This window comes from Bradyrhizobium stylosanthis (assembly GCF_001641335.1).
Lineage (GTDB): Bacteria > Pseudomonadota > Alphaproteobacteria > Rhizobiales > Xanthobacteraceae > Bradyrhizobium > Bradyrhizobium stylosanthis.
In genome coordinates, this window is sequence record NZ_LVEM01000002.1 from 776744 (window position 1) to 789238 (window position 12495).

Consider the following 12495-nt stretch of genomic DNA (forward strand, 5'->3'; position numbering starts at 1 on the left):
TCTCCTAATCGGTGTATCTGATGCGCGGATCGAACACCGCGTAGAGCATGTCGACGGTGAAGTTCGCGAACACCACCACGACGGCAATGAACATCACGAGGTTCTGCACGATCGGATAGTCGCGCCAGCGGATCGCCTCGACCAGGAAGCGCGCGACGCCGGGAATGTTGAATACGGTCTCGGTGACGATCAGGCCGCCGATCAGGAACGCCGCCTCGATGCCGATCACGGTGATGACGGGCAGGATCGCGTTCTTCAGCGCGTGGTGATAATTCACGGCAGCGTCGGAGGCGCCCTTGGCGCGCGCCGTGCGGATATAGTCCTGCCGCAGCACTTCCAGCATCGATGATCGCGTGATGCGCATGGTCAGCGCGGCGCTGCGGAAACCGACGGCGGCGGCCGGGACGGCGTAGGTGGTGAACGCCTCCAGCCAGGTCTGCGGGTTCGGATTGAAGATCGGGATCTGGCCGAACATCGCCACCGCCGCGGTGAGGATGAGCAGGCCGAGCCAGAACGAGGGCAGCGACAAGCCGCTGAGGCTGACCACGCGCAGCGCGTAGTCGAGCTTTGTACCCTGCTTGACGGCGCTGATGACGCCCAGGGGAATGCCGATGGAGGCCGAGAACAGCAGCGCCAGGCCTGCGAGCCGCGCCGTGATCGGGATCCGCGGCAGGATCTCCTGCAGCGCCGGCTTCTCCGAGACGTAGGAGTAGCCGAAATCGCCGCGCAGAAAGCCGCTGATCCAGTGCCAATATTGCACGATCAGCGGCTGGTCGATGCCGAGCTCTTTCTCCAGATTGGCCTTGTCGGCGGGATCGACATAGCCGGCGGCGGCGAACAGGATGTCGACGATGTTGCCGGGCACGATGCGCAGCAGGAAGAAGATGACGATCGAGATCCCGAACAGGGTCACGAGCATCAGGAACAGGCGTCGCACCAGATAGGCAAACATCCTTCGCCTCCTGCCGAACCCGTCAGCCTGCGCTACTTGTCCATCCAGACGTCCTCGTAGCGATAGCCATTATACGAGCTGTTCGACATGATCGTCACGCCCTTGACGTAGGGCTGCCAGCAGGAGCCGGTGCGCGCGTGGAAGATGATCGGGCGTGCGACGTCCTCCTGCAACTTCTTGTCGATGTCCCACACCAGTTTCTTGCGTTTGGCGATGTCGGTCTCCTGCGACTGCACGTCGAATAGCTTCTCGATCTCCTTGTTGCAGTAGTTGGTGTAGTTGCGCTCCGACCCGCAGGAATAATTCTCGTAGAAGGACTGGTCGGGATCGTCGACGGCGTTGCCGGTCAGGTTGAGCCCGAGCATGTAGTCCTTGCGCGCGATCTTCGGGAACCAGTTCGCAGTCTCGACCACGTCGAGCTCGCCGTCGATATAGATGCTCTTGAGCTGGTCGATCAGGATCACCGCGGGATCGCGGTAGACCGGGATGTTGCGGGTCGAGACCTTGACGGCGAGATGCTTGTCCGGGCCGTAGCCGGCCTTTTGCATCAGCTTCTTGGCTTCCTCGCGGTTGGCTTTCACGTCGGGGCCGTAGCCCGGAATGGTCTCGAGCATCTCCTTCGGCATGCCCCACAGGCCGTTCGGCGGCGGCAGCATGGTGCCGCCGACGTCGCCCTGGCCCTCGAACATGATCGAGATGAAGGCCTTGCGGTCGAGCGTCAGCGCCATGGCGCGGCGGATATCGATGTTGTCGAAGGGCGGGGCGCTCGAATTGACGATGATGTTGGTGGCGACGTTGTTGGGCTCGACCACGCAGACCGCGTTCGGCGCCTGCGACTTCACGTCCTTCAGCAGCGGAATGCTCACCTCGGTCGGGAAGGTCATGTCGAACTTGCCGGCGACGAAGGCGAGGATCGCGGTCGAGCGGTTCGGAATGATGGTGAACTCGATGCCGTCGAGATAGGGACGGCCCTTGCGCCAGTAATCCGTGTTCCGCGTCAGCTTGATCGATTCATTGGCCTTGAACTCGACGAACTTGAACGGACCGGTGCCGATCGGATGCGTGCGCATGTCGCCGGGCGAGACGTGGCAGGGATAGACCGGCGTATAGCCGGAGGCCAGCAGCGCCAGCAGCGAGGGCTGCGGCCGCTTCAGGTTGAACGAGACCTCGAGATCGCCGTTGGTGGAGATATCATTGACCTGCTCGTACCAGGTCTTGCGCGGGTTCTGCCGGAACTTCTGCTGCGACTTGCCCATCAGCATGTCGAACGTGCATTTGACGTCCGCCGACGTGAACGGCTTGCCGTCATGCCATTTCACGCCCTGGCGCAGCTTGAAGGTCAGGGTCTTGTTGTCGTTCACCCAGGCCCAGCTCTCGGCGAGCTCGGGCATGATGTTGTCCATCCTGTTCTGCGCCTCGTCCTGCTTGTAGATGACGAGGTTGTTGAAGACAGGCATGAAGGGAACATTGAGCGAGTAGGTCGCGCCCTCGTGGATCGAGGCATTGCCGGGGCTGTCGCGATGGTACATCCGCAGAATACCGCCCTGCTTGGGCTCGCCGGCGAATGCAATGGTCGAAAACGCCAGCAAAGATAGCGCCGCCGTCGCGGCGAGCGCCCGCACGCTCCGCATCCTCGTCCTCCCTGGACAATCGGCCTTTGTGGCCTGTTTGTCAGGACGATAGCCGAGGCAAGCACGGCGAGGCAACCCGCAAGCGCGGCGGCACTCTCCGCAATTCGGATGACGGAAGGCCGCAGGCCTTTCACATTTTCATAATGTGAGAGTGCAGGTGCGAAGGCGGTTCCTGTGGTGTGTAATGCGCAGTCGCATCCAAAAACTCCGCCGTTGTCCCTCGAAGGCCGGGACCCATAACCCCGGGGAGGAGTTTGGCAAAGAAAGTCGTCCGGTACGGCGACCGCTTACAATCGATAGGTCACGCGGTATGGGTCCCGGCCCCCGTGCGCGATTGCGCACTAGGCCGGGACGGCATGGAGTGTTGCGGCGCGCAGCTTGCGTCAACCACCCGACGGAACAAGCCCTCACACGATCCGCGACGTCTTGTTCCCCCAATACCGGTCGCGCAGCAGCCGCTTGTACAGCTTGCCGGTCGGCAGCCGCGGCAATTCCTTCTCGAAGTCAACCGAGCGCGGCACCTTCTGTCGCGACAGATGTTGCCCGCAGAACGCGATCAGCTCCTCGGCGAGCGCCTCGCCGGGCAGCACGCCCGGCATCGGCTGCACCACCGCCTTCACTTCCTCGCCGAGATCGGGATTGGGCACGCCGAACACCGCGGCGTCGGCGACCTTCGGATGTGTGATCAGCAGATTCTCGCATTCCTGCGGATAGATGTTCACGCCACCGGAGATGATCATGAAGGTGGCGCGGTCGGTGAGGTAGAGGAAACGGTCGTCGTCGACATAGCCGACATCGCCGACCGTGCTCATGCTGCCGTCGGCCGAGCGCGCCTCCCTGGTCTTCTCGGGGTCGTCGAAATATTCGAACGGCGATCCGGTCTTGAACCAGACTTGTCCGGGCGTGCCGGTCGGGCACGGCTGCATGTTCTCGTCGAGAATGTGGAGGTCGCCGAGCAGCACCTTGCCGACCGTGCCGCGGTGACTAAGCCATTCCTCGCTGTTGCAGGCGGTAAAGCCGAGGCCTTCGGTCGCCCCGTAATATTCGTGGATGATCGGTCCCCACCATTTGATGATGTCCTCCTTGACGAGCGCCGGGCAGGGCGCGGCGGCGTGGATCGCGATCTCCAGCGACGACAAATCGTAGCGGCGTCGCACCTCCTCCGGCAGCTTCAGCATCCGCGAGAACATCGTCGGCACCAGCTGGGTGTGGGTGATGCCCCATTGCTGGACGAGCTGGAGATAGCACTCGGGGTCGAAGCTCTCCATGATGATCACGGTGCCGCCCATGCGGATCGTGAGGTTCACGGCCGCCTGCGGCGCCGAATGATAGAGCGGGGCCGGCGACAGGTAGACCATGCCCTCGCGGTAGCGCCAGAGCTTGGTGAGGAAATCGAACAGCGGCAGATTGTGCTTCGGCGGCTCCTCCGGCAGTGGCCGCAGGATGCCCTTCGGCCGCCCCGTCGTGCCCGACGAATAAAGCATGGCCGTGCCGAGCCATTCATCCGCGATCGGCGTCGCCGGCAAGTCGGCTGTCACCTCGGCAAGGCCGACGATGCGATCGCTCTCGCCGGGACCGTCGGCGACGATGCAGAGCTTGATGTCGGGACAGGCCTTGATCGCCTCGCGCGCGATGTCGAGCTTGGCCATCGACGTGATCAGGATCTTCGACTGGCTGTTGACGAGGAGATAGGCGAGCTCGCCCGGCGTCAGGAACGAGTTGATGCAGGTGTAGTACAGCCCGGAGCGCTCGCCTGCGCCGCAGGCCTCGAGATAGCGCGAATTGTTCTCCATGAAGATCGAGTAGTGGTCGAGCCGCTTCAGGCCCTGCCTGCGAAATAGCTGCGCGAGGCGATTGCTGCGCGCGTCCAGCTCGCGATAGGTGACGGTCTCGCCCGTTGCGGCCATGATGAAGGCAGGCTGCAGCGGACGCAGGCGCGCGTGGTGACCAGTGTACATCTATCCTCCGGCTTGGATCATGCGGCGAGAGACAGGATTTCGCGGATATCGGCGGGGCTTTCGATCTTGCGCGGGTTGCGCGGGATCCAGTTCGTGCGCATCGCCTGCTCGGCGATCACATCGAAATGCTCCGGCGAGACACCCACGTCCGCGAGGCTGCGCGGCATGCCGAGCGAGCGGATGAAGGCATCGAGCACGTCGGCGGCGTCACGGCCGGGGAAGCCCATTGCGGCCGCGACAATGATCTGCCGCTCGGCATTGTCGCGCGCATTCCAGCGCATCACGGCCGGCAGCATGACGCAGGAGGTGTAGCCGTGCGGCACGTCGAAGGCCGCCCCCAGCACATAGCCGATGCCGTGGCTGGCGCCCATCGGCACGCCGGCGGCGAGCGCCCCCATCGACAGCCAGGTCCCGATCTGCGCGTCCATCCGCGCGGCGAGATCGGAAGGATCGGCCTTCACCCGCGGCAGCGCATCGGCGAGCATGGCAAGTCCTTTGACCGATTGCGCGTCGGCGTAAGGGTGCGTCTCGCGCGAGCAGATCGCCTCGACGCAATGATCGAGGGCGCGGATGCCGGTGGAGAGGAACAGCCATTCCGGCGTGTGCACGGTCATGGCGGGATCGAGGATGGTCGCGCGCGGCACGGCCAGCGGATGCCGCAGCATCTGCTTCACGTTGGTGTTGCGGTCGGTCACGCCCGCGATTGAACTGAACTCGCCGCCGGCGATCGTGGTCGGCACGCTGACCTGGCGTACGGCCGGCGCCTTCATCTCGGGTGCGACGCCCTTGTGCACGCGGATGCGGTCGATGCCGTCGATCGTGTCGATGCCGTTGGCAAGGCAGAGCTGCACCGCCTTGGCGCCGTCGGTGATCGAGCCGCCGCCGACGGTGACGATCAGGTCGGCGCCGGCCTCGCGCGCCGCATTGGTGGCGGCAATCACCGCTTCGCGCGGCGTGTGCGCCGGCATGGCGTCGAACAGGCCGGCGCAGCGTGCGCCGAGCGCATCCCTGATTTTCGTGATCTCGTCGGTCTGGCGGTTCAGCGTCCCCGAGACCATCAGGAAGGCGCGGCGCGTTCCCAGCCGGTCCATCTGCGCCACGATCGCGCCGGCCGCAGGCTGGCCGAACACGACCTCCTCGATCGCGCCGTAAACGACACGTCCCTGGTGCACGCCTGTCCTCCCCGGACAATTCGTCTTTGTTTTTGTGAGGGGAAGTCTAGCCGAGCCCGCCGCGCCCGTCATGCGCGAAGACGCTGGCCGTTTCGTTCCCTCGTCTCAAGCTTCCGCACCGTCATGGCCGGGCTTGTCCCGGCCATCACGTCTTGTCCCGTGGCACCAAGAACGTGGGTGCCCGGGACAAGCCCGGGCATGACGGAAATGGAGGCGCTCAACGACCCCGTCATTCATGAACCCCGCGAATAAGTCCATGCACGTCTCGCCCACTCATCATCGCGTGCGAAGCCGGCTATACCCCTTGTCAACCCGCCATCCGGTCAGGGCGTCTGTCCAAGCATTGCGCGTGCATGGGTCTTGAAGAGTTCATCATTGCCGCCCATCCTGTAGGACCCGCGAACAGGCGAATACCCTGCATTTTCCGCGGCTTTTGATGCGAGGACTTGGGATGATCGGACCGGACGGAAGCGAGCCATATGTCAAAAAGCACGATTTCGTTCAGTTGCGGCATTACGCGATAGCGGGCCTCCTCGCTGCTTCATTCGCGCTCGCAGGTTGCGGCCAGCCGGCTTCGCAAGCCTCCGCGCCGCCGCCTGCGCCGGTGACGGTCGCCCAGCCGGTCAAGCGCACTGTCACCGATTGGGACGAGTTCACGGGACGCTTCGAGGCGGTCGAGGAGGTGCAGGTGCGCCCGCGCGTCGGCGGCTTCGTCAACTCCGTCGAATTCCAGGACGGCGCCATCGTGCGCCAGGGCGATCTGCTTTATGTCATCGACCCGCGTCCGTTCGAGGCGGTGGCCGAGCAGGCGGACGGCCAGCTCTCCGATGCCCGCGCCAAGGTGGAGCTTGCCAAGCGCGAGCTCGACCGCGGCCTGAACCTGGTTCAGACCAGCGCCGTCTCCGAGCAGGTCGTCGACCAGCGCCGCCAGGCCCTGCAGGCCGCGCACGCCGCGGAAGTGCAGGCCGCAGGCGCGCTGAAGGCCGCGCGGCTCAACATCGAGTTCACCCATGTGACCGCGCCGCTCACCGGCCGCGTCAGCCGCCATCTCGTCAGCCCCGGTAATCTCGTGCAGGGCAGCGACAACGGCGCCTCGACGCTGCTGACCTCGATCGTGACGCTCGATCCGATCTACGTCTATTTCGACATGGATGAGGCGACCTTCATCAAATACAGCAAGCTTTGGTTCGAGGGTAAGCGGCCGAGCTCGCGCGACACCGCGAACCCGGTGCAGGTGACGCTCGCCGGCGAGACCAAGGCCTCGCGCGAAGGCACCATCAACTTCCTCGACAACCGCCTCGACGTCTCCACCGGCACGCTGCGCAGCCGCGCCGTGATCAAGAACACCGATCTGTCGATCCTGCCCGGCCAGTTCGGCCGCGTCCGCCTGATCGGCAGCGCGCCCTATGAGGCGCTGCTGATCCCCGACGTCGCCGTTGCGACCGACCAGTCCCGCAAGATCGTTTTCGTGGTCAAGCCTGACGACACGGTCGAGGCCCGCCCCGTGGTGCTCGGGCCGCTCGACGACGGCCTGCGCGTGATCCGCGAAGGCCTGAAGCCGGACGATCGCGTCATCGTCAACGGCATCCAGCGCGCCCGCGTCGGCGCCAAGGTTGCTCCGCAGACCGCGCCGGCTGGTGGCAAGTCATGAATCTCGGCCGTCTCTCCATCAATCAGCCCATCCTGGCGATGGTGCTGTCGATCGTGCTGCTGATCGTCGGTGCGCTCGCCTACACCACGCTGCCGGTGTCCGAATATCCGCAAGTGGTCCCGCCCACCGTTGTGGTCACCACGCAATATCCCGGCGCCTCCGCGCAGACCGTGTCCGACACGGTCGCAGCTCCCATCGAGCAGGAGATCAACGGCGTCGAAGACATGCTGTATCTCTACAGCCAGGCGACCTCGAACGGCCAGCTCACCATCACCGTCACCTTCAAGCTCGGCACCGACCTCGACAAGGCCCAGGTGTTGGTGCAGAACCGTGTCGCCATCGCGCAGCCGCGCCTGCCCGAGGAGGTGCAGCGCAACGGCGTCACCACCCGCAAGAACTCGCCCGACATCCTGATGGTCGTGTTCATGCTGTCGCCGGACGACACTTTCGACCAGCTCTACATCTCCAACTACGCGCTGCTGCAGGTTCGCGACCAGCTCTTGCGCATCGACGGCGTCGGCGACATCCAGATCTTCGGCGCCCGCGACTATTCGATGCGGCTGTGGCTCGATCCTGACCGCATCGCCAATCTCGGCCTGACCTCGACCGAGGTGCTGGCCGCAATCCGGGCCCAGAACGTGCAGATCGCGGGCGGCCAGATCGCCGAACCGCCGATCGCGGACCGTGCCTTCCAGCCGAACCTCACCTTCACGGGACGCCTGAAGGACCAGAAGCAGTTCGAGGACATCCTGATCAAGGCCGGCTCCGACGGCCGCACGGTACGCCTGCGCGACGTCGCCCGCATCGAGCTCGGCGCGCTCGCCTATTCCACCAACAGCTTCCTGCTGCGCAAGTCGGCGGTCGCCATGCTGGTGACGCAGCGGCCGGGGTCGAACGCGCTCGCGACCGCGAAGAACATCTCCGACACCATGACCAGGCTGAAGGAGAGCTTTCCGAAAGGCCTCGACTACAATATCGGCTACAACCCGACCGAGTTCATCGCGCAGTCGGTCCATGAGCTGATCAAGACCATCTACGAGGCCATGCTGCTGGTGGTCATCGTGGTGCTGGTGTTCCTGCAGGGATGGCGGCCCGCGATCATTCCGATCATCGCGATCCCGGTCTCGCTGGTCGGCACCTTCGCGGTGATGGCGGCGCTCGGCTTCTCCATCAACAATCTCACGCTGTTCGGCCTCGTGCTCGCGGTCGGCATCGTCGTCGACGACGCCATCGTCGTGGTCGAGAATGTCGAACGCCATCTCGAGCACGGCTTGAGCCGGCGCGATGCCGCACTCAAGACCATGGAGGAGGTCGGCGGCGCGCTGGTCTCGATCGCGCTGGTGCTGTGCGCGGTGTTCGTGCCGACCGCCTTCCTCGGCGGCATCTCCGGGCAGTTCTTCCAGCAATTCGCCGTCACCATTGCGGTGGCGACCGCGATCTCCTGCTTCTGCTCGCTGACGCTGTCGCCGGCATTGGCCTCGCTGATCCTGACGCCGCACGAGGAGAAGCGGCCGCCGGCCGCCTGGAATCTTGTCGCGCGCGGCTGGAATGCCTTCACCGGTGTCTTCAACCGCATATTCGACCGGCTCTCGCACGGCTATGCCGGCCTCGCCAATTTCGTCATCCGCCATTCCGTGGTGATGCTGCTGGCTTACGTGGTGCTGATCGGCAGCGCCGGCTGGCTGATCGTGACCACGCCGCAGGGCTTCATCCCCGCGCAGGATCGCGGCTACGTCATCATCTCCGTGCAATTGCCCGGCGCGGCCTCGCTGGCGCGCACCACCGAGGTGGTGCGCGAGATCGAGCGGATCTCGTTGGATACGCCGGGTATTATCCGCGTCGCTGCCTTCGCCGGCTTCTCCGGCGCCACCCGCACGCAGGCCGGCAACGCGGCGGCGCTGTTCCCGGTGTTCGAGGAGCCCGAGGCGCGGATCAAGAAAGGCCTCACGGCGAACGCGATCACGGCCGAGCTGCGCAAGCGGCTTTCCGCGATACAGGGCGCGTTCATCATCGTCATCCCGCCGCCGGCCGTGCCCGGCATCGGCACCGGCGGTGGCTTCACCATCCGCATCCAGGACCGGCAGGGTCGCGGCCCCGAAATGCTCGCCGCTGCGACCGACGAGCTGGTCGCCGCCGCGCGCAAATCGCACGCGCTGCTCGCTCCCACGGTGTTCTCGCCGTTCTCGGCCAACACGCCGCAGCTGTTCGTCGACATCGACCGCACCAAGGCGCAGAAGCTCGGCGTGCCCATCGCCAACATCAACGACACGATCCAGACCTATTTCGGGTCGACCTATGTCAACGACTTCAACCTGTTCGGTCGCACCTACCACGTCACCGCACAGGCCGACTTCCCGTTCCGGAAGGAGCCAAGCGACCTTTCACGCCTGCGCACGCGTAATGCCAACGGCGACATGGTGATGCTCGGCAGCGTGGTCGAGTTCAAGGACGTCTCGGGCCCCGACCGCGTCGCGCGCTACAATCTCTATGCGGCGTCCGAGCTGCAGGGCGAACCGGCGCCGGGCACCAGCTCGACCACCGCGCTCAACGCCATCAAGAAGCTCGCGGACGATACGCTGCCGAGCGGCTTCACCTTCGAATGGACGGATCTGTCCTACCAGCAGATCACCGGCGGCAATGCGGGCCTGCTCGTGTTCCCGATCTGCGTGCTGTTCGTCTATCTCGTGCTTGCCGCGCAATATGGCAGCTGGACGCTTCCATTCGCGGTCATCCTGATCGTGCCGATGTGCCTGCTGGCCGCCACCGTCGGCGTTCGCATCATGGGGCAGGACGTCAACATCCTGACCCAGATCGGCTTCGTCGTACTGGTGGGCCTCGCGGCGAAAAACGCGATCCTGATCGTGGAGTTCGCGCGCGACATCGAGAAGGAAGGCAAGCCCCGGCTGGAGGCCGTGATCGAGGCCTGCCGCTTGCGCCTGCGGCCGATCCTGATGACGTCGTTCGCGTTCATCCTCGGCGTGCTGCCGCTGGTGGTCTCGACCGGCTCCGGTTCGGAGATGCGCCAGGCCGTCGGCGTTGCCGTCTTCTTCGGCATGATCGGCGTCACCCTGTTCGGGCTGCTGTTCACCCCGATCTTCTACGTGGTGGTGCGGAACCTGGCCGAGGGGCGGCAGGACAAGAAGCCGGAGGCGGTGGCGTAGTTGGTGAGCCTCGACGTATCCAAAATCTCGGTGTCGTCCCGGCGAAGGCCGGGACCCATAACCCCAGGGAGAGGTGTGGGGCGAGCCGGTAACTCCAAGCCTTCGTAAAACCCTTGCTGCGGCGTATGGGTCCCGGCCTTCGCCGGGACGACACCATCTTTGTGGCAGGCTCACTTCATACTAACGACCAACATGCAATGGATGGGCAGGGGCGGGGTTGTTCACTAGTATCCGCGCGATTTCAAAACAGAAAACTGCTGGGAGCTCACAGATGAAATCAGCCCTTTTGGCCGCCGTCGCAACCTCGGCCCTGCTGCTGGCAGCGCCGGCCTTCGCGCAAGGCGTCAAGATCGGCATCCTCAACGACCAGTCCGGCGTCTATGCCGATTACGGCGGCAAATGGTCGGTCGAAGCGGCCAAGATGGCGATCGAGGATTTTGGCGGCGAGGTGCTCGGCCAGAAGATCGAACTCGTTACCGCCGATCACCAGAACAAGCCTGATCTTGCCACCTCGATCGCGCGGCGCTGGTACGACGTCGAGAACGTCGACATGATCACGGAGCTGACGACCTCCTCGGTCGCGCTCGCGATCCACGAGCTTTCCAAGGAAAAGAAGAAGATCGACATCGTCGTCGGTGCTGCGACCTCGCGCCTCACCGGCGATGCCTGCCAGCCCTACGGCTTCCACTGGGCCTATGACACCCGCGCGCTCGGCGTCGGTACCGGCGGCGCGCTGACCAAGGCCGGCGGCGACACCTGGTTCTTCCTCACCGCGGACTACGCCTTCGGTTACGCGCTGGAAAAGGACACCAGCGAGATCGTCACCGCCAACGGCGGCAAGGTGGTCGGCTCGGTGCGCGTGCCGCTCAACTCCTCGGACTTCTCCTCCTTCCTGCTGCAGGCGCAGAGCTCGAAGGCGAAGATCGTCGGCCTCGCCAATGCCGGCCTCGACACCACCAACTCGATCAAGCAGGCGTCGGAATTCGGCATCGTCTCCGGCGGCCAGAAGCTCGCGGGCCTCCTGATGACGCTCGCCGAGGTGAACGGACTCGGCTTGCAGGCCGCGCAAGGCCTGGTGCTGACCGAGGCCTATTACTGGGACGTCAACGACAAGTCGCGTCATCTCGGCGAACGCTTCCTCAAGCGCACCGGCCGGATGCCGAACATGATCCAGGCCGGCACCTATTCGGCGACGCTGAGCTATCTCAAGGCCGTCAAGGCCGCCGGCACCAAGGATCCGGATGCCGTCGCCAAGAAGCTGAAGGAGCTGCCGGTCGACGACGACTTCGCGCAGGGCGGCAAGGTGCTCGAGAACGGCCGCATGGTCCACGACATGTATCTGTTCGAGGTCAAGAAGCCCTCGGAGTCGAAGAAGCCCTGGGACTATTACAAGCTGCTCGCCACCGTCCCCGGCGACAAGGCCTTCTTCACCGCCAAGGAAAGCGGCTGCCCGCTGACGAAGTGAGGCATTGAGCCAAAGCTAGCGCAACAAACTCCAATGTCGTCCCGGCCTAGTGTGCAATTGCGCACTAGGCCGGGACGACACCGAGTGTGTGGCCGGCGCCTCGGGCTCACACCATCCGCAACACCACCGCTCCGAGCGCCCCCGCCCACAACGCGACGGCGGCCAGTGCCTGGATCCCAAAGCCGGGGCCGCGCTTGGCGGCGGCCTGCGAATAGCCGATGAAATAAACGATGCGGCCGATGATCCACACCACGCCGATCCCCGCGGCGATGGCGTCGCTGATATAGATCGCGAACAGCCAGAGTGCCGGCAGGAAGATCGGCATCCATTCCAGTGTGTTCATCTGGATGCGGAAAGCGCGCTCGAAATCCGGATGGCCCGACATCGCCGGTACCTTGACGCCCGTCCTGGTCCGTGCGCGCGAGACGTTGATGGAGGTGAAGAAATAAAATGCAATCGCCAGCAGCGTGACGAGGGCGGTGAGGTGATGCATTGGTAGCTCCCT

8 protein-coding genes are annotated in these 12495 nt (G+C 64.6%); 3 read left to right on the forward strand and 5 right to left on the reverse strand.

The window, feature by feature from the left end:
- Positions 1-4 precede the first annotated feature (4 nt).
- From A7X65_RS15595 to A7X65_RS15610, 4 genes are all read right to left on the reverse strand, one after another.
- Positions 5-952, reverse strand: a complete 948-nt coding sequence (locus tag A7X65_RS15595; RefSeq protein ID WP_063686223.1) for an ABC transporter permease — start codon at positions 950-952, stop codon at positions 5-7.
- 32 nt (positions 953-984) lie between these two features.
- Entirely contained in the window at positions 985-2583 is a 1599-nt protein-coding gene (locus tag A7X65_RS15600; protein WP_063686224.1) for an ABC transporter substrate-binding protein, read from the reverse strand.
- 407 nt (positions 2584-2990) lie between these two features.
- Positions 2991-4541: an AMP-binding protein gene (locus A7X65_RS15605; protein ID WP_063686225.1), complete on the reverse strand. Its 1551-nt coding sequence runs from the start codon at positions 4539-4541 to the stop codon at positions 2991-2993.
- 17 nt (positions 4542-4558) lie between these two features.
- Positions 4559-5713: an iron-containing alcohol dehydrogenase gene (locus A7X65_RS15610; protein WP_063686227.1), complete on the reverse strand. Its 1155-nt coding sequence runs from the start codon at positions 5711-5713 to the stop codon at positions 4559-4561.
- A 451-nt stretch (positions 5714-6164) separates the two neighbouring features.
- Here A7X65_RS15610 and A7X65_RS15615 point away from each other — a divergent pair, with 451 nt between their 5' ends.
- From A7X65_RS15615 to A7X65_RS15625, 3 genes are all read left to right on the forward strand, one after another.
- Positions 6165-7364: an efflux RND transporter periplasmic adaptor subunit gene (locus A7X65_RS15615; RefSeq protein ID WP_063686229.1), complete on the forward strand. Its 1200-nt coding sequence runs from the start codon at positions 6165-6167 to the stop codon at positions 7362-7364.
- Positions 7361-10525 carry an efflux RND transporter permease subunit gene (locus A7X65_RS15620; RefSeq protein ID WP_063686231.1) on the forward strand — a complete coding sequence of 1055 codons (3165 nt, stop codon included), beginning with the start codon at positions 7361-7363 and terminating at the stop codon, positions 10523-10525. The genes A7X65_RS15615 and A7X65_RS15620 overlap by 4 nt, the downstream gene beginning before the upstream one ends.
- Positions 10526-10796: 271 nt before the next feature.
- Positions 10797-11990, forward strand: coding sequence for an ABC transporter substrate-binding protein (locus A7X65_RS15625; protein ID WP_063686233.1), 1194 nt, complete (start codon positions 10797-10799; stop codon positions 11988-11990).
- 106 nt (positions 11991-12096) lie between these two features.
- Here the strand turns inward: A7X65_RS15625 and A7X65_RS15630 are convergent, their stop codons facing one another.
- Positions 12097-12483, reverse strand: a complete 387-nt coding sequence (locus A7X65_RS15630; protein WP_063686235.1) for an MAPEG family protein — start codon at positions 12481-12483, stop codon at positions 12097-12099.
- Positions 12484-12495: the final 12 nt, after the last annotated feature.

Coding starts and splice junctions, on each gene's coding strand:
- A7X65_RS15625 (WP_063686233.1), top strand. CDS start 10,797: ATGAAATCAGCCCTTTTGGCCGCCGTCGCAACCTCGGCCCTGCTGCTG.
- A7X65_RS15630 (WP_063686235.1), bottom strand. CDS start 12,483: ATGCATCACCTCACCGCCCTCGTCACGCTGCTGGCGATTGCATTTTAT.
- A7X65_RS15605 (WP_063686225.1), bottom strand. CDS start 4,541: ATGTACACTGGTCACCACGCGCGCCTGCGTCCGCTGCAGCCTGCCTTC.
- A7X65_RS15600 (WP_063686224.1), bottom strand. CDS start 2,583: ATGCGGAGCGTGCGGGCGCTCGCCGCGACGGCGGCGCTATCTTTGCTG.
- A7X65_RS15615 (WP_063686229.1), top strand. CDS start 6,165: ATGATCGGACCGGACGGAAGCGAGCCATATGTCAAAAAGCACGATTTC.
- A7X65_RS15620 (WP_063686231.1), top strand. CDS start 7,361: ATGAATCTCGGCCGTCTCTCCATCAATCAGCCCATCCTGGCGATGGTG.
- A7X65_RS15595 (WP_063686223.1), bottom strand. CDS start 952: ATGTTTGCCTATCTGGTGCGACGCCTGTTCCTGATGCTCGTGACCCTG.